We start from the raw sequence: 18027 nt of genomic DNA, 5'->3' as shown, positions 1-18027 counted from the left end.
ACAGCTGCCAAAGGTTTAATTACAGGCAGCTGTTTTTTTGTCTAAAAATACATCCGAATAACATGGGGGACCCGCATATGCAGAACGATCAGAGAAATAAAGAAACGCGCATAATTATCGACTGGCTTCGGCGTCTCGGAGTAGAATTCCAAACGGGTTTTATCGTTACTAATCCTGAAGCAGTAGATAATCCTATCATCTATGCCAACGAGGCATTTTGTGAAATGAGCGGGTACCCTGTAAATGAAGTGGTCGGAAGAAACGGCAAATTCATGCATGGTTCGAAAACGGATCGGGAAGTCAGCCGGCAAATACGCGAATGCATCGACACCGGTAAAGCCTGCGTTAAGGAAATCATCAATTACCGCAAAGACGGTGTGCCTTTCTGGAACGAAATCACAATACAGCCGATTACCCTCGATGAAACTGACGCGAAGTTCACGCTGATGCTGCACCGGGACATCACGGACAGAAAACGGGCGGAGACGCTCATCAAGCTGCAGCAGGAAACCTATAATGACTTGGAAAAAGGCTATATGCTTAGTGCACTGCTGCAAAAAGCTTGCACGGCGGTAGAATCGTTCTTCCAGGACGGCGCGAAATGCACCGTCTTATTAGTTGGGGAAGACGGGAAATTCAAACCGGGCGCGGGCAATTCGATGCCTCAGCATTTCCACGATGCTGTCAGCGAAATCAAAGTCGAAGCAACAGTTGGGACTTGCGGCGCTGCCTATTTCCGGAAAGAGACAGTCGTTGCGGAAAATATGCGGACCGATCCGTTATGGTCGGACCATCAGGATTTGGTTGAGCGCTACGGTTTGTTTTCGAGCTGGTCAGTACCGATTCTGGATGCCGGCGGGGACGCTATTGGCACATTTGGAATCTACTTCAAGGAAGAGAATGCGCTGGCAGCTGCAGATCGGGAGTTCATTGAACAGATTGCGCCGATTGTGTCGCTGACGATTAAGTATTTCCGCCAGCAGGAAGAAATGATGCGCTTGGCATTCCTGGACAAAGAAACGGATTTGCCGAACCGCAATTATTTTATGAATGAAACCCAAACGCTGATGGAAGAAAACAAAGAAGGTTTTGTGGCTTTCGTTTCCGCAGACGAGTACATCAAAGTGGTCGACCAATATGGGCACCGGGCAGGCGACGCCTTAATCCAGGAAATCGGTAAGCGATTCCTGTTGCCGCCATTGCCGCTAGAAAGCTTAGTGGCGCGTTTTTCAGATTCCACAATTGCTGTTTTCTGCTTGACGCCGCTTGCCAAAGTACCCGATATTCTGGGCGTGCTGGCGCAAAGCGCTGCCGAGCCCGTAAAAGTGCACGATCTGGAATTGTTCCTGACGCTGAAGATGGGCATCGCGATTGTTACCCAAAAACAGCACGATGCAGATGAGTTGATCCGCCATGCGGACAGTGCGCTGTCGAAAGCGAAGCTACGGGCAGGAGAGTCAATCTGCTATTACGAAAACGAACACGATGAATTCATGATGAGGGATTTGCGGATAGCAAATGAACTGACAGCCGCCATCAAACGCGAGGAAATCGATGTGCACCTGCAGCCGAAAGTGGAATTGGATAGCGGGAAAATCATTGGTTTCGAAGCACTTGCCCGCTGGTTCTCCGCCGATCTGGGGACAATATCGCCTGAAGTCTTCATTCCGGTGGCAGAAAAAAACGGGAAAATCCGTGAACTGGAACAGTTTGTAATGAAGAAAGTGCTCAGTTGGCTCCAAAAACAGAGGGATCTTGGCATGGAGTTGCGCCAAGTGGCGGTCAATATTTCGACTGATCATTTCTTCCATCATTCTTTCATTCCATACCTTGTGGACATCACGACTGAATACGATATTGAACCAAGCTGGATCCGGCTGGAAATTACTGAGCGGATCGGATTTGTCGATATCGAGACCGCTTATAAAGTCTTTAACCGCTTGAAAGTTTTCGGCTTTACGAGTTCCATCGATGATTTCGGAACCGGCTATTCATCGCTGAGTTATCTTCAGAAACTGCCCGTCCACGAAATCAAGATCGACCGTTCGTTCATATCCAAAATGCATGAGCCTGCAACGATGGCAATTGTCCGTACAATCATCCAGCTAGCAGAAAATCTTCAGATGATGGCAGTGGCGGAAGGAATTGAAACAGATGAACAGCGGAAGCTGCTCATTGCTCTTGGCTGCCGTGTCGGGCAAGGTTATTATTTCTATCGACCAATGCCACTCGATGAAGCGAATCTATTGTAAGCCGGAGCATCCATGCTCCGGTTTTTTTGCGGTTTTGCAACAGGGTCTATCAAGCAGCAACTCTTCCCGTTCCGGGAAAGGTAAAGTTTAAAGGCAGCTTAAAGCCCTAGGCCAGAAAAAGTCTGAAAAATCTCAATGCGCCGAGCAGTGCGTTGCTGTAAAAAAATTCTGTTATACTAGATAGGATAAAGTTTGAAAAGGAGCTGTTTGCAGTGGGAAAAGTACATGTATTTGATCATCCGTTAATCCAGCATAAATTGACTTACATCCGTGACAAATCAACAGGCACAAAAGAATTTCGCGAGCTTGTCGATGAAATCGCTACGTTGATGGCTTTTGAAATCACGCGTGATCTTCCGTTAGAGGAAATTGAAGTCGAGACTCCTGTCCAAATGGCCAAGTCCAATGTGTTGTCAGGCAAAAAACTAGGAGTTGTTCCGATTCTCCGTGCCGGCATCGGCATGGTCGATGGAATTTTAAAATTGATCCCAGCAGCAAAAGTAGGGCATATCGGCTTGTACCGTGACCCAGAAACTTTGCAGCCGGTTGAATACTACTTGAAATTGCCTTCCGACGTGCAAGAACGTGAATTCATCGTGGTCGATCCGATGCTCGCTACTGGCGGTTCGGCAGTTGAAGCTGTTAATTCATTGAAAAAACGCGGAGCGAAAAAAATCCGTTTTATGTGCATCATCGCCGCTCCTGAAGGCGTGGAAGCATTGCAGCAAGCGCATCCGGATGTCGATATTTACATCGCGGCGCTTGATGAAAAGCTGAATGACCATGGCTATATCGTTCCGGGTTTAGGAGACGCCGGAGACCGTTTATTCGGAACTAAGTAAGCAAGAAAAGCGCAGGTGGCCGTTTAGCCCTGACAAGCGCTGGAGGGTTTGCTGGCAATGGGGACTTTGCCATTGTTGGCAAAACCGAAGCGACCTCGAGGGGTTGGCCACCCGAGTCTGGACAATGAAGTGAAAAGGCGGGATAAACCTTGACGAAAAAGTGGAAAGTAATGACGATTTTCGGCACACGGCCGGAAGCCATCAAAATGGCTCCTCTAGTGTTGGAACTCCAAAAGCATCCTGAAACAATCGAGCCGTTAGTGGCAGTCACTGCACAGCACCGGGAAATGCTTGACCAAGTCCTTGAGACATTCAAGATTACGCCGGACTTCGACTTGAATATTATGAAAGACCGCCAGACGCTAAGCGGTGTAACAACCCGTGCCCTTGAAGGCTTGGACAGCATCATGAAAGAGGCAAAACCGGATATCGTGCTTGTCCACGGCGATACGACCACAACTTTCGTTGCTGGACTTGCAGCGTTCTATAACCAGATCGCTGTCGGCCACGTCGAAGCCGGGCTGCGTACGTTCAATAAATATTCGCCTTACCCAGAAGAGATGAACCGCCAATTGACGGGTGTCTTGACGGATATCCATTTCGCGCCGACTGAAAAGTCCGCGCAGAATCTACGGTCGGAAAACAAAAAAGAAGCATCGATCTATATCACCGGCAATACCGCAATCGACGCATTGAAGACGACGGTCCAAGAGCAGTATAGCCATCCAATCCTTGATAAGATCGGCAGCGACCGCCTGATTTTGTTGACTGCGCACCGCCGTGAGAATTTGGGAGACCCGATGCGCAATATGTTCCGCGCCATCAAACGCCTCATTTCTGAACATGACGATGTGCAAGTGGTTTATCCGGTGCATTTGAATCCGGCTGTCCGTGAAGTTGCGGAAGAAGTGCTTGGCGAAGATCCGAGAATCCATTTGATCCCGCCGCTTGAAGTATTGGATTTCCATAACTTTGCAGCGCGTTCGTTCATCATTCTCACAGATTCAGGCGGCGTGCAGGAGGAAGCTCCATCGCTCGGCAAGCCGGTTCTCGTATTGCGTGACACGACTGAACGTCCAGAAGGAATTGAAGCGGGCACTTTGAAGCTCGCCGGCACGGAGGAAGAAGACATCTACCGCATGGCGAAAGAATTGCTGACGGACGAAGAAGCATATAAGCGCATGTCGCAAGCTTCAAACCCGTATGGCGACGGTTTTGCGTCCCGCCGGATTGTGGAAGCTTTGCATGCGTATTTTGAGAAGAAGTAAGAACTAGAAGACGCTATGGACATTTGTTTTCAAATTTGTCAACAATATGTCGGCTCTAAATCGCTTGTGATGTTTTTCACTTCATCCAATTGACATGAATTTACCCCTAATGTATGCTTACAAAGGGTATGCATGAGAGGGTTTTCATACATAAAGATGTTGTTCTGGAAGCCTGATGCGACTGCTCTTTTTTAAGGGTTTAAGTCAAATCAAAACGAAACTCGAGGGGTTTATCATGCGCCCAACAAAAAGTCCCTTACAAGCGATGGCACTTTATAGCGCCATCCTCTCACAACTTGTCGGGTCCGTGCTCATCGGTCTGTTCACAGGTATGTGGCTCGATGAACAATTAGGAACCGCCCCGCTATTTCTGATCATTTTCCTGCTTGCGGGATTAGCTCTCGGAGTATGGGCAATGCTTCAGACCGTCCGAAAATTCGAATCAGGAGACCAGTAGAAAATGGATGGACTTAGGGAAATTTATGAACGGCTAAAAAAGATGATGTATTTCATTCTGGCAGCTTTCGTTTTAGGCTGGGGATTGACCCCATTTCAAGCGATTTTTGCAGGCCTCATCATAGGATCCTTGTTCGGCATTTATAATATGTGGATTTTGGTTCGCCGGATGGAAAAATTCGACCGGGCGGTGGCAGAAGGCTCGAAGGTTCGTTCGCTTGGAACGGCATTACGGTTTGCATCAGGTGTTGCCGCTGTTGCGATAGCTATTCTTTTCGCAGAGCAAGTTCACTTGGTCAGTACAGTAATTGGATTGATGATCCCTTATGTTCTGTTATTGGCAGAACGGATTATCTATCACGTGAAACACCATTAAGAAAAGTGAAAGAGAGGTGAAACTATCGTGGATCACGGCGCTCCAACTCGTGAGATATTCGGCCTCTGGTTCAACATGTCGAATGTTTTGATGCTAATTGTAGCCGCTGTTATCGTTTTCCTCATTGCTTTTATCGCTACACGAAATTTGAAACTGAAGCCTACGGGCATGCAGAACTTCATGGAATGGATCATGGATTTCGTCAAGGGCATCATTAAAAGCAATATGGACTGGAAAACAGGCGGCAGGTTCCATGTGCTGGGAATAACGCTAATCATGTTCATCTTTGTATCGAATATGTTAGGTCTCCCTTTCTCAATCATTGTCAACGGCAATCTTTGGTGGAAATCACCAACAGCTGACCCGATTGTAACAATGACGCTGGCAGCAATGGTTATCATCTTGAGCCATTATTATGGCATCAAGCTGAAAGGGCTGAAAGGGTACGGTGCGGATTACTTCAAACCGATGTCATTCCTTTTCCCGCTTAAGATCATTGAGGAATTCGCAAATACGCTGACACTCGGTCTGCGTCTTTACGGAAACATTTACGCAGGAGAAATTCTTCTTGCACTATTGGCCGGACTCGGCGGAGCAAGTGTATTCGGTTTTGCCGCTGCATTCCTTCCGATGATGGTATGGCAAGGATTCTCAATCTTTATTGGGGCAATCCAAGCATTCATTTTCGTTATGTTAACGATGGTTTATTTATCGCATAAAGTCAGCGAAGACCATTGAGTATAAAACGCTCCTAGCAGAGCAACAAAAAAACAACTATCCTGAGGAGGACACATCACAATGACAGGTTCATTAGGTTTATTAGCAGCAGCAATCGCAGTAGGTTTAGCAGCACTAGGTGCAGGTATTGGTAACGGACTTATCGTTTCAAAAACAGTAGAAGGTATCGCTCGCCAGCCAGAAGCACGCGGCGTTCTTCAAACAACTATGTTCATCGGGGTAGCTTTGGTTGAGGCATTGCCGATCATTGCTGTAGTAATCGCGTTCATCGTAATGAACCAATAGTATTAGAGAAAAGCGGAAGTGCCTGGTTAGCCCTGACAAGCGCTGGAAGTCTGATCGGTAATGGCGTACTTTGCCATTGCTGGTCAGACTGAAGCGTCTCGAGGGGCTGGGCACTGCAGCTGGACAAAGAAAAGCGCAAGCATCCGTTTAAATTCAAGGGGTGTGAGCAATCTAGTCAATATCAAGCAGAATGGCGGGAATGCTTCGGCATGTTTTTCGCCATTTATGTTTGTATGACACCATTTGATCTTGAAACAACATCTTTGAAATCAATAGATTTTACTAAATAGAAGAATCCGGATTTTAGGCTCTTGAAGGGAGTGAAACAATCGTGTTTTTTGATCACCTTGTACTTGGTGCAACTGATGGACATGCAGAATTTTTGAATGGTGGAGACATCATCGCGACACTTGTCGTCTTTCTAGTATTGCTGTTCTTGCTGAAGAAATTCGCTTGGGGTCCTTTGATGGGCATCATGCAGCAGCGGGAAGATTTGATCGCCAGCGAAATCGAAACGGCTGAAAACAGCCGCCAAGAATCCGCTAAATTGCTTGAAGAACAACGCAGCTTGTTAAAAGAAGCGCGTGTTCAAGCGCAAGAGATCGTAGAAAATGCTAAAAAGCAAGGCGAAGTTTCGCGTCAGGAACTGATCGCAACTGCGCGTGCTGAATCTGGCCGCATGAAAGAGTCTGCAGTTCAAGAAATTGCAAACGAAAAAGATAAAGCGATGGCAGCAGTGCGCGAAGAAGTTGTGGCATTGTCATTGCTTGCAGCATCTAAAGTTCTCAACAAAGAAATTTCTGAAGAAGACAACCGCCAATTGATTAACGAAACGATTGCGAAGGCAGGCGAAGTGCAATGAGCCAAGCTTCAGAACGCTACGCACTAGCATTGTTCGAAATCGCTAAAAAACACGGCGCTTCAGTGGAAGTGGAACTGGATCTTCGCGAAGTGCAAAAAGCTTTCGTAGCAAACCCAGAACTGCTGGAACTATTAAGTTCCCCGAAATTGGAAGCAACTGAAAAGAAAACCGTTATTTCCAACCTTTTCGGACAGGCGAATGTATATGTTCTAAACACATTGCAATTGCTTTCTGACCGCAAACGTTTAAAAGAAATTTCTCCAATCGTCGACGAATATATCCGTCTGGATAACGCAGACAAAGGAATTGAAGACGCGAAAGTCTACTCGGTCAGCCCATTGACTGACGAGCAGCGCGCATCCATCTCTTCTGTATTTGCGAAAAAAATCGGCAAAGAAGCATTGCGAATTGAAAACATCATTGACCCGTCCCTAATCGGCGGGCTGCGTCTTCAAATCGGAAACCGCATTTTCGACAGCTCAGTCAGCGCGAAACTAGAGCGCCTGCAGCGTCAATTGATCGGTTAATCTAAGAAATTAAGAGAGGGTGACATACATGAGCATCAAAGCTGAAGAAATCAGTGTCCTGATTAAACAGCAGATTGAAAATTATCAATCTGAAATGCAAGTTGACGATATTGGTACAGTAATCACAGTCGGTGACGGTATCGCTCGTGTTCATGGCCTCGACAACGTCATGGCTGGAGAACTTGTAGAGTTCTCAACTGGTGTCCTTGGTATGGCGCAAAACTTGGAAGCCAACAATGTTGGTATTATTATCCTTGGCCCATTCGCAGACATTAAAGAAGGCGATGAAGTACGTCGTACTGGCCGCATTATGGAAGTACCGGTAGGATCAGAACTTATCGGACGCGTAGTAAATCCACTAGGCATGCCTGTTGACGGTCTAGGACCGATCAACACAACTAAATCACGCCCAATCGAAAGCCCTGCCCAAGGCGTTATGGCCCGTAAATCGGTTCATGAACCGCTTCAAACAGGCATCAAAGCGATTGACGCATTAGTACCAATCGGCCGCGGACAGCGCGAATTGATCATCGGTGACCGCCAGACAGGTAAAACGTCTGTAGCAATCGATACGATCTTGAACCAAGCTGACCAAGACATGATCTGTATCTATGTTGCAATCGGACAAAAAGAATCTACAGTACGTAACGTAGTTGAAACGTTCCGCAAAAACGGTGCTTTGGATTACACAATCGTAGTAACGGCTTCAGCTTCACAGCCGGCTCCATTATTGTACCTTGCTCCTTACGCAGGTATCACAATGGCTGAAGAATTCATGTTTGACGGCAAACACGTTTTGATCGTTTATGATGATTTGACGAAACAAGCATCTGCTTACCGCGAACTTTCACTATTGCTTCGCCGTCCACCAGGCCGAGAAGCTTACCCAGGGGATGTCTTCTACTTGCATTCACGGTTGTTGGAGCGTGCTGCGAAACTGAACGAAACATTAGGTTCAGGATCAATCACTGCCCTTCCATTCGTTGAAACACAAGCTGGCGATATTTCTGCTTATATTCCAACAAACGTAATTTCGATCACTGACGGACAAATCTTCCTTCAGTCTGATCTATTCTTCTCTGGTGTTCGCCCAGCGATCAACGCCGGTCTTTCTGTATCACGTGTTGGTGGTTCAGCTCAGATCAAAGCAATGAAAAAAGTTGCTGGTACTTTGCGCCTTGACTTGGCAGCTTACCGTGAATTGGAGTCATTCTCCCAGTTCGGTTCAGACCTTGATGCAGCTACTGCAGCAAAACTTGAGCGTGGTAAACGCACAGTTGAAGTCTTGAAGCAAGATTTGAACAACCCGATTAAAGTTGAAAAACAAGTTGTTATTTTCTATGCATTGACACGCGGATTCCTTGACGATATCCCAGTTCAAGACATCACTCGTTTCGAAGCAGAATTGACAAGCTGGTTGGATACGAACCACACTGAAGTTTTGGATACTATTCGCACGACTCAAGGATTGCCTTCTGACGACGCATTTGGCGCAGCGATCAACGATTTCAAACGCACATTCGCAAAATCAGAGTAATTTCCGACCAGTCCGGATTAGAACAAAAAATAATAAGGTGGTGAAATACCAGTGGCATCTTTACGCGATATAAAGAACCGAATTACGTCAACCAAGAAAACAAGCCAGATCACCCGCGCAATGCAGATGGTTTCTGCTTCGAAATTGAACCGTGCGGAAATGAATGCGAAAGCATTCGTTCCTTACATGGAGAAAATTCAGGACGTTGTAGCATCAATTGCAGCTGGCTCAAACGAGACGCATGCAATGATGATGACACGCCCTGTGCAGAAAACGGCTTACCTTGTGATCACATCGGATCGCGGCTTAGTCGGCGGATATAACAGCAACATCCTGCGGACAGTAATGGCTAGAATCAACGAACGCCATACATCCAATGATGAGTTTGTTATCCTAAGCGTTGGCCGTAAAGGTCGGGATTTCTTTGCCAAACAAGGAATGACGATTCTTGAAAGTGCAATCGCACTTCCAGATCATCCGACTTTTGCAGACATCAAAGAAATTACGCGCAAAGCTGTTGGTATGTTCTCAGACGGTACGTATGACGAAGTTTATATGTACTACAATCACTTCGCCTCTGCAATTCAGCAAGACGTCACTGAAAAGAAAGTCCTGCCTCTTACGGATATCCAAGCGACTGGAGCAACTGCTTCTTACGAGTTCGATCCATCAGCTGAAGCCATCTTAGAAGTGCTTCTTCCGCAATACGCAGAAAGCTTGATTTTTGGTGCTGTCCTTGACGGCAAGGCAAGTGAACACGCTGCGTCCATGACCGCAATGAAGAGCGCAACAGATAATGCGACTGACTTGATCAATGGGTTGACACTTTCATATAACCGTGCGAGACAAGCTGCGATCACTCAGGAAATCACTGAAATCGTCGGCGGAGCAGCGGCTTTAGAATAATAAAGAAAAGTGTAAGCGCCCGTCTAGCACCGACAAGCGCTGGAAGCCTTGCCAGTAATAGCGTTCTCTGCCATTGTTGGTAAGGCTGAAGCGACTCGAGGGGCTGGGCGCTGAAGCTAGACATAAAACAAAACATCAAACGATCAGCCAAGCTCCTGCCATCAAAGCGGGAGTCATGCGGTTCGTTAAATTGTATAAAGAAAAAAGTAAGACAGGAGGGAACAGCATGAACACAGGACACGTTCTTCAAGTTATGGGACCGGTTGTAGACATTAAGTTTGCCGATGGCCATCTTCCAGCGATCTACAACGCCCTAACAGTATTAATTAATCGTCCAAACCAACCTCAAGTAAAATTGACGTTGGAGGTAGCTCTTCACCTTGGTGACGACACTGTACGTACTATTGCAATGGAGTCTACTGATGGATTGCAACGCGGTTCAGTAGTAACTGATTTGGGCAGCGCTATCACTGTTCCAGTCGGAGATGTAACATTAGGCCGTGTATTCAACGTACTTGGCGAAGTTATCGATTTAGGCGAAGAAATTCCGGCTACAGAAATGCGTAACCCGATTCACCGTTCAGCGCCGACTTTCGAACATCTTTCCACTGAAATCGAAATCCTTGAAACTGGTATCAAAGTTGTTGACTTGCTTGCCCCTTACATCAAAGGCGGTAAAATCGGTCTCTTCGGTGGTGCTGGTGTAGGTAAAACAGTTCTAATCCAGGAATTGATCAACAACATCGCTCAAGAGCACGGCGGACTTTCAGTATTCGCTGGAGTTGGTGAGCGTACACGCGAAGGAAATGACTTATTCCACGAGATGAGCGAATCCGGCGTTATCAAGAAAACAGCAATGGTCTTCGGCCAGATGAACGAGCCGCCTGGCGCACGTATGCGTGTAGCTTTAAGTGGTTTGACAATGGCAGAATACTTCCGTGACGAGCAGGGCGCTGACGTTCTTCTCTTCATCGATAACATTTTCCGTTTCACACAAGCCGGTTCTGAGGTTTCAGCCCTTTTAGGCCGTATGCCTTCAGCGGTTGGTTACCAGCCGACACTTGCTACAGAAATGGGCCAATTGCAAGAGCGTATCACGACAACTAGCGCCGGTTCAGTAACATCGATCCAAGCGATCTATGTGCCAGCCGATGACTATACGGATCCAGCTCCTGCAACAACTTTCGCTCACTTGGATGCAACAACGAACCTTGAGCGTAAACTTTCTGAAATGGGTATCTACCCAGCCGTGGATCCTTTGGCTTCGACTTCTCGCGCATTGTCGCCTGAAATTGTTGGAGTAGAGCATTACGGAGTTTCCCGTGAAGTTCAAGAAACGCTTCAGCGTTACCGTGAACTTCAAGATATCATTGCAATCCTAGGTATGGATGAGTTGAGCGACGAAGATAAGCTAACGGTTAACCGTGCGCGCCGCGTTCAAAACTTCCTATCTCAGAACTTCCACGTAGCTGAGCAGTTCACGGGCCAAAAAGGTTCGTACGTGCCAGTACAGGAAACGATCAAAGGATTCAGAGAAATTCTTGACGGCAAATACGATCACTTGCCTGAAGACGCTTTCCGTTTGGTAGGGCGTATTGAAGAAGTAATCGAAAAAGCCAAAGGCATGGGCGTACAAGTCTAAAACCAGGGACCAGGAGGGAAAAAAATGCAGACCATTAAAGTCAATATTGTCACTCCCGACGGCCCAGTATACGATTCAGAAGTTTCTATGGTAATAGCAGTTACAGCGACCGGTGAGATGGGTATCTTGCCTGGCCACATTCCGACAGTTGCCCCCCTTGGAATCGGCGCAGTCCGATTGAAAAAAGACAACTCGACTGAATTGGCAGCTGTGAGCGGTGGATTCTTGGAAGTTCGCCCTGATAAAGTAACAATTCTTGCACAATCCGCAGAGCTTGCGACAGATATTGATCTGGCGCGTGCACAAGAATCTGCAAGACGTGCAGAAGCGATGCTTCAGGCGCATAAAGATGAAGTCGACTTTAAACGAGCAGAATTAGCGTTAAAACGTGCGATGAATCGTATCAACGTTTATGAGGGTAACATTTAAAGAAAAGCGTAAGCGACCGTGTAGATTCGACGGGCATAAGACGCACTGGCGAAGCGGCATGTTTTCAGCCGCACAGCCAGAGTGGCTTATGACCCAAGAATCTGGTCGCTGAAGCTGGACAATAAGAAAAGCGTAAGCGGCTGTTCAGCTGCTAAAGCTAGACTAAAAGAAAATGAGCGGACAGAAGGGCTTTTGACTTTTGTCCGCTTTTTTTATTAGCTAAATAAGTGGAGCTAATAATTTTTTATTGTCATATTCCGCAAAATATCTGGGCTTGCCGTTGGCGAGCGCGAAGCCCAAAGCGTCCGAAGCGGTATGTAAACTTTAATTTCTTTAGTTCTACTTATACAGCCTACATTCGCGCAAAGGAGTGAATAAAATGGAGACTATGATTGGGCAGCAGGCCTTGATTTCGATATTCAGCCATATCTTTTTTACGGGTGTAGCATTTTTCGCTATGCGGGCAGTTATGTTTGAAAAATGGATCCGCAAGGAACACGTGCTGCAAGCGCAAATTTTATATATCTTTTTAAGCATATCAATCGGATTGGCCGTATCGACCTTCTTTTTGAATATCTCGGTATGGTCTAGGCAATTGCCCTATCTTTTCTAAGTTTGCTTTGCTGCACATGGACAAATGTTCTCATGGCAGCAAAGCAAATTTTTTATTTCCCGGGAAATAAAATAGGGATTAAGGTTTAGTTTAGAAATAAAAGGGAAAAATAACATTGTCATGAAAGTGCAGTACTCTTTCTAGCGAAGGGCAGAAAATTTGTCAGTTTTGCGAAAATTATAGCCATAAAACATAATTGTTATTAAAAACTTTCCATAGATACTTGTTATTTTAGTAAAATACAGGTATTATGAGAAAGGTTTTGTTTCTAAATTATGACATAGGACTTTAACGTACAGAGTGTACATATAGATAAATCACATTATAGATGGAGGGCATATCAGTGGATCAAATTATTGTAAAAGGCGGCCAACAACTTAAAGGGAAAGTACGTGTCGAAGGGGCGAAGAATGCAGTTTTGCCAGTATTGGCAGGATCTTTGCTGGCTTCGAATGGCAAAAGCGTTATCAAAGAAGTTCCAAACTTGGCGGATGTCTACACGATTCAAGAAGTTTTGAAAAGTTTGAACGCAACAGTTGAATACTTCCCGGAAAAAAATGAAATGGTGATTGATGCATCAAACACCTTATCAAGCGAAGCGCAATTCGAATACGTTCGTAAAATGCGCGCTTCAATTTTGGTTATGGGGCCGTTGCTTGCACGTAATGGATTCGCTCGAGTTGCTCTTCCAGGCGGCTGTGCAATCGGATCACGTCCGATTGAATTGCATTTAAAAGGGTTTGAAGCGATGGGCGCACAAATCACTTTCGGCAATGGTTTCGTGGAAGCGACCGTTAACGGCCGTCTGCGCGGCGCTAAAATTTATTTAGATTTCCCAAGCGTCGGCGCAACTGAAAACATCATGACGGCAGCAGCTTTGGCTGACGGCGTAACGATTATCGAAAACGCGGCTAAAGAACCAGAAATCGTTGATTTGGCAAATTACATCAACGAAATGGGCGGCAAAGTCATTGGCGCTGGCACAGATACATTGCGCATCGAAGGCGTGGAAGTATTGAGTGGCACAGAGCATTACATCATCCCTGACCGCGTTGAAGCTGGAACGTTCATGGTTGCGGCCGCTATCACAGAAGGCGACGTCATCATTGAAAATGCAGTTCCAGAACACATGGCGGCTTTAATCTCCAAATTGGAGGAAATGGGCGTTGATGTGAAAGAAGAAGAAGAAGGTTTGCGCATCCGTTCAAACCGTCCGCTTCGTTCGATCGATATTAAGACAATGCCTCACCCGGGATTCCCGACAGACATGCAGTCCCAGATGATGTCATTGATGCTGACAGCTCAAGGCAGCGGCATTCTGACAGAGACAGTTTTCGAAAACCGTTTTATGCACGTTGAAGAATTCCGCCGCATGAACGCGTCTGTTAAAATTGAAGGGCGTTCAGTGATCATGGAAGGGCCTTCTAAGCTTCAAGGAGCAGAAGTGGCTGCAACTGACTTAAGAGCAGCAGCGGCGCTTGTATTGGCAGGATTGGCTGCTGAGGGCATCACTCGCGTTAACGAATTGTATCACTTGGATCGCGGCTACGTGAATTTCCATAAAAAATTAGCTGCATTAGGTGCTGATATCGAACGTGTTACGACTGTGGAAACAGAAGTAAAAGAAGAGCAAATGGTCTAATCTCATTTATATTTCAAGTCTGCCGGTTATATGCCGGCAGGCTTTTTATATGCCTGAAATCTTTGGTAAGCCAGCGCAAAATATTATGCCAATAAACTAAAAGACTTAGCAGTTGCAACGGGAAAAGAGAACGGCTTCTTCCAAAAGAGGACTATATTCCTTGAAAATTCTTTTTCTTTTATCTCATACCTATGATAAAATGTTCAGTTAGGAGAGTCTTTTTCAGGCTCAATAATTGTTGTGCTAGATTTGGAAGGGGAAACGGTTTAAATGTTTTCAAAAGATATAGGAATAGACCTAGGGACGGCTAACGTCCTGATTCATGTGAAAGGCAAAGGCATCGTATTGAATGAGCCATCTGTTGTAGCTCTGGACCGTAAAACAAATCAAGTGCTTGCGGTAGGGGAAGCGGCACGGAAAATGATCGGCCGCACACCGGAACACATCGTCGCTGTACGCCCATTGAAAGATGGCGTTATTGCGGACTTCGATGTCACAGAAATCATGCTGAAATATTTTCTTAACCGCTTGAAGGTGAAAGGCTTTATGACGAAGCCGAGAATCTTGATCTGCTGTCCGACAAACGTAACAAGTGTCGAGCAAAAAGCAATTCGGGAAGCTGCGGAAAAATCAGGAGGCAAAAAAGTTTATCTGGAAGAAGAACCGAAAGTCGCAGCCATTGGCGCGGGCATGGATATATACCAGCCGAGCGGTAATATGGTAGTCGATATCGGCGGAGGTACGACAGATGTAGCCGTGCTGTCAATGGGTGACATCGTCACGAGCGAATCGATCAAAGTTGCAGGCGATGTATTTGATAACGACATTCTTCAATACATTAAACGCCAATATAAATTATTGATCGGTGAACGCACTTCAGAAAACATCAAAATCCAGATCGGTTCGGTTTTAGCAGGCAACCGAAAAGAAGAAATGGAAGTGCGCGGCCGTGATATGGTGACGGGTTTGCCGCGCGTCATCAAAGTCCATTCTTCTGAAATAGAAGAGGCCTTAAAAGAATCAATCGGCATGATTGTCACAGCAGCAAAAAATGTTCTGGAGAAAACACCGCCTGAGCTATCCGCAGACATAATCGACCGCGGGATCATTTTGACAGGCGGCGGTGCAATGCTGCATGGCATGGAGAAATTATTGGCTGACGAGTTGAAAGTGCCTGTAACTGTGTCGGAAACCCCAATGGATTGCGTGGCTTTAGGAACCGGCATCATGCTGGACAATATGGGACGTTTGTCGAAGCGCCGTTAAGTGGATTGCTGGAAGCTAGGCTGTATGCAAGGTTTATGACGAATGGCATATGGCAAATCCGCATATTTTTAGTATAATGACAACTAATGCAGATGCGCGCGGAAAATATACATAACAGTAGAGTTTCGGCGACAAACAGCCCAAGCTTGGAGGGCGGATGCATCAATGGAAAGGTTGACTGAGTAAATGGCTGAAACAAATAAGAAAATTCTTTTTCATAAAGAAACAAGAAAAGCTCCGGAACGAGATGCAGCTGTGGCAAAAAAGGAAGTGAAAAAGACTCGCTGGGTGCAAATCCGCATGTTTCCGATTTGGCTCCGCATTATCATCGTATTGCTACTAATCGTTATTGCAGCTGCGCTGGGATCAATGATTGGTTATGGCGTGATCGGTGACGGCAACGCGAAAGATGCACTGAAATGGGAAACGTGGCAGCATATTATCGATATCATGAGCGGAAAGAAATAATTTCCGCTCTTGTTTTTTAGCTGCAAGGATTAGTTGAAGGCTGCTGGAGATGAGTTTATTCCGCAGCCGCTCAACTGCGAAAAGAATTCAAAGGGGTTGGAACCATGTTGACAGTAGAACAGATTCAGGCAATCTTGCCGCACCGCTATCCATTTCTAATGGTGGACCGCATTTTGGAAATCGAAGCGGGAAAAAGAGCGGTCGGACTTAAAAATGTAACAGCAAACGAAGAGTTTTTTAACGGCCATTTCCCGGGTTATCCGGTAATGCCAGGCGTTTTGATCGTTGAAGCCTTGGCACAGGTCGGAGCAACAGCGGTTCTTCAGCTTGATGTAAACAAAGGACGGCTGGCGTTCTTCACTGGCATCGACAATTGCCGATTCAAGCGCCAAGTTGTACCGGGTGATCAATTGAAGCTGGAAGTGGAATTGACGAAATTGCGCGGTTCTATGGGCAAAGGGCGTGCCATTGCCACTGTTGACGGCGAACTTGTCTGCGAATGCGATATCCTTTTCGCACTAGGGCCGGTTGCTGAAACGAAATGAAGGAGCAAAAAAGCTGGAATCCGGGGAATATCCCTGGATTCCAGCTTTTTTTATTGTTTTGCTTCGTCTTTTCTCAAGCTTGGACGTTTACGCATATCGTGTTCAAAACGCTCGAGCAATTCTTCACCTTCAAGGCCGTCTTCCAGCAATTCTGATAGAAGCGTCTCAGCGTACTTCCTGCGCGCCCGTTTCAGGGTGCCTTTCAGTAGCACGGAAATTTGTTCTCCGATGACTTTCACTCCATATATGGCTACTTCGAATGTGGCCGGTTCATTTTCCGGGTAGGAGATGACGACTTTGACGTCGTAGATATGGCCGGTTTCCATCATTCTTTTGAATGTCTCCAAATAGCGGATGTCCATCAGCATTTCCATCACCCACGAACGATGGCTATTTTCCTGATTGATGATGATTCCATCTTCAAGCGGGTAATCTGTCACTACATCATTTTCGACAACCCCGAGCGATAGCATTTTAAATGTTTTCACGAATCTCACTCCAAACATCACTTTTTTCCAGTATATCACAGCCATTATTTTTCAGTGCATACACTAGAAATTTTCATGCGCATTATGCAAAATTCGAAATTTTAAAAAAGAGGAAAATCAGTGCTTTTCCCGCTAGTTCTAGTGAAAATAAACGTAGAATTCTTTTGCATTTATTGAAAAATAAAATATCGAGCCCAGATATCCCCCAAATCCTATTTTTGCCCTTTTGCGCAATATTCGCTGTTCGATCTATGATTTGGGTAATCCAAAGGAGGTGAATACATGAACCAAGTCGGTATTGTAGGGCGTTTGACAAAAGATCCGGTGATGCGGGAATTGCCTGAAGGGCGCGTACATACGTCATTCGTCGTGGCAGTTTCCCGGAATTACAAAAATCAGAAAGGAGAAGTGGAAACGGATTTTGTGCTGTGTTCCTCATGGGGACGGCCAGCGCTTAATATCCACAAATACTGCCATAAAGGTGCGCTTGTTGCGGTGAGCGGCAGGCTGCAATCCCGCTTTTACGACAAAGAAGACGGCACGCGCGTCTATGTCACAGAAATACTGGGGGACCAGATCCGGTTTCTCGACAAAAAGAAGGAGAAAACGGAGGCCGTCCAAAGGGAACCAGAATCTGCAGCAGATTTTGACTTCCCGCCGCCAGCGACGGATAAAGTAACCGTATAACATGAAAAGGGAGGCACTTAGCGATGCCGAAAGACGTGCAATTGCAATTGGAAGTGCATATGGAGCAGTTGATCAGGCTGACCGCCTTGCTTCATCAGCGATTGAGCGAGGCGGAACGGGAACTAAGTGAAATGAAAGCGATTTTCCGTTCCGCTGAAAAAGGGTGAAGGTTTTTCCGTCTAAAAAGGAAATTCGGCC

General features: G+C 46.1%; 21 protein-coding genes. 20 read left to right on the top strand and 1 reads right to left on the bottom strand.

Features of this window, described 5'->3' with window-relative positions:
* Positions 1-77: 77 nt before the first annotated feature.
* The 18 genes from AC4EHJ_RS07485 (at position 78) to fabZ (ending at position 16654) form a co-directional block, all read left to right on the top strand.
* Positions 78-2252, top strand: a complete 2175-nt coding sequence (locus AC4EHJ_RS07485; protein ID WP_490974932.1) for a putative bifunctional diguanylate cyclase/phosphodiesterase — start codon at positions 78-80, stop codon at positions 2250-2252.
* A gap of 212 nt (positions 2253-2464) precedes the next feature.
* Entirely contained in the window at positions 2465-3094 is a 630-nt protein-coding gene (gene upp / locus AC4EHJ_RS07480; RefSeq protein ID WP_490974931.1) for a uracil phosphoribosyltransferase, read from the top strand.
* Between the two features lie 149 nt (positions 3095-3243).
* Positions 3244-4362, top strand: a complete 1119-nt coding sequence (gene wecB / locus AC4EHJ_RS07475) for a non-hydrolyzing UDP-N-acetylglucosamine 2-epimerase (RefSeq protein ID WP_490974930.1) — start codon at positions 3244-3246, stop codon at positions 4360-4362.
* A 235-nt stretch (positions 4363-4597) separates the two neighbouring features.
* A complete protein-coding gene (locus AC4EHJ_RS07470; RefSeq protein WP_490974929.1) occupies positions 4598-4819 on the top strand; it encodes an AtpZ/AtpI family protein in 222 nt (73 codons plus the stop codon).
* Positions 4820-4822: 3 nt separating this feature from the next.
* Positions 4823-5194, top strand: coding sequence for an ATP synthase subunit I (locus AC4EHJ_RS07465; RefSeq protein WP_490974928.1), 372 nt, complete (start codon positions 4823-4825; stop codon positions 5192-5194).
* A gap of 27 nt (positions 5195-5221) precedes the next feature.
* Positions 5222-5932 (top strand): F0F1 ATP synthase subunit A, encoded by a 711-nt coding sequence (atpB, locus tag AC4EHJ_RS07460; RefSeq protein ID WP_490974927.1) that lies wholly within the window; start codon positions 5222-5224, stop codon positions 5930-5932.
* A gap of 60 nt (positions 5933-5992) precedes the next feature.
* The gene (gene atpE, locus AC4EHJ_RS07455; RefSeq protein WP_006829234.1) at positions 5993-6217 is read left to right on the top strand and encodes a F0F1 ATP synthase subunit C; all 225 of its coding nucleotides are present in this window, start codon (positions 5993-5995) and stop codon (positions 6215-6217) included.
* A gap of 331 nt (positions 6218-6548) precedes the next feature.
* Complete coding sequence (atpF, locus tag AC4EHJ_RS07450; RefSeq protein ID WP_490974926.1) at positions 6549-7079, top strand: F0F1 ATP synthase subunit B; 531 nt, start codon at positions 6549-6551, stop codon at positions 7077-7079.
* Positions 7076-7606 carry a F0F1 ATP synthase subunit delta gene (locus AC4EHJ_RS07445; protein WP_490974925.1) on the top strand — a complete coding sequence of 177 codons (531 nt, stop codon included), beginning with the start codon at positions 7076-7078 and terminating at the stop codon, positions 7604-7606. The genes atpF and AC4EHJ_RS07445 overlap by 4 nt, the downstream gene beginning before the upstream one ends.
* A gap of 28 nt (positions 7607-7634) precedes the next feature.
* Positions 7635-9143, top strand: coding sequence for a F0F1 ATP synthase subunit alpha (atpA, locus tag AC4EHJ_RS07440; RefSeq protein WP_490974924.1), 1509 nt, complete (start codon positions 7635-7637; stop codon positions 9141-9143).
* A gap of 51 nt (positions 9144-9194) precedes the next feature.
* Positions 9195-10049: an ATP synthase F1 subunit gamma gene (gene atpG / locus AC4EHJ_RS07435; RefSeq protein WP_135500195.1), complete on the top strand. Its 855-nt coding sequence runs from the start codon at positions 9195-9197 to the stop codon at positions 10047-10049.
* A gap of 226 nt (positions 10050-10275) precedes the next feature.
* Complete coding sequence (atpD, locus tag AC4EHJ_RS07430; protein WP_490974923.1) at positions 10276-11691, top strand: F0F1 ATP synthase subunit beta; 1416 nt, start codon at positions 10276-10278, stop codon at positions 11689-11691.
* A gap of 24 nt (positions 11692-11715) precedes the next feature.
* Positions 11716-12120 carry a F0F1 ATP synthase subunit epsilon gene (locus AC4EHJ_RS07425; RefSeq protein WP_135500197.1) on the top strand — a complete coding sequence of 135 codons (405 nt, stop codon included), beginning with the start codon at positions 11716-11718 and terminating at the stop codon, positions 12118-12120.
* Positions 12121-12499: 379 nt separating this feature from the next.
* On the top strand, positions 12500-12733 hold the full coding sequence (locus AC4EHJ_RS07420; RefSeq protein WP_135500198.1) for a DUF1146 family protein: 234 nt from the start codon (positions 12500-12502) through the stop codon (positions 12731-12733).
* Positions 12734-13076: 343 nt separating this feature from the next.
* The gene (murA, locus tag AC4EHJ_RS07415; RefSeq protein WP_490974922.1) at positions 13077-14375 is read left to right on the top strand and encodes a UDP-N-acetylglucosamine 1-carboxyvinyltransferase; all 1299 of its coding nucleotides are present in this window, start codon (positions 13077-13079) and stop codon (positions 14373-14375) included.
* A 270-nt stretch (positions 14376-14645) separates the two neighbouring features.
* Entirely contained in the window at positions 14646-15641 is a 996-nt protein-coding gene (locus AC4EHJ_RS07410) for a rod shape-determining protein (RefSeq protein ID WP_490974921.1), read from the top strand.
* A gap of 186 nt (positions 15642-15827) precedes the next feature.
* On the top strand, positions 15828-16109 hold the full coding sequence (locus AC4EHJ_RS07405; protein WP_490974920.1) for a DNA-directed RNA polymerase subunit beta: 282 nt from the start codon (positions 15828-15830) through the stop codon (positions 16107-16109).
* 104 nt (positions 16110-16213) lie between these two features.
* A complete protein-coding gene (gene fabZ / locus AC4EHJ_RS07400) occupies positions 16214-16654 on the top strand; it encodes a 3-hydroxyacyl-ACP dehydratase FabZ (RefSeq protein WP_490974919.1) in 441 nt (146 codons plus the stop codon).
* Positions 16655-16704: 50 nt separating this feature from the next.
* Here fabZ and AC4EHJ_RS07395 read toward each other — a convergent pair whose 3' ends face one another.
* Entirely contained in the window at positions 16705-17142 is a 438-nt protein-coding gene (locus tag AC4EHJ_RS07395) for a YwpF family protein (protein WP_490974918.1), read from the bottom strand.
* Positions 17143-17424: 282 nt separating this feature from the next.
* Between AC4EHJ_RS07395 and AC4EHJ_RS07390 the strand changes: the two genes are divergently transcribed.
* Both AC4EHJ_RS07390 and AC4EHJ_RS07385 read left to right on the top strand, forming a co-directional pair.
* A complete protein-coding gene (locus tag AC4EHJ_RS07390) occupies positions 17425-17829 on the top strand; it encodes a single-stranded DNA-binding protein (RefSeq protein ID WP_490974917.1) in 405 nt (134 codons plus the stop codon).
* A gap of 23 nt (positions 17830-17852) precedes the next feature.
* Positions 17853-17996: a hypothetical protein gene (locus AC4EHJ_RS07385; RefSeq protein WP_490974916.1), complete on the top strand. Its 144-nt coding sequence runs from the start codon at positions 17853-17855 to the stop codon at positions 17994-17996.
* Positions 17997-18027: the final 31 nt, after the last annotated feature.

It is taken from the genome of Planococcus sp. TJ-301, from assembly GCF_058268475.1.
Note: the sequence above shows the minus strand (reverse complement) of the source record. Positions and strands in the feature narration are given on the sequence as shown.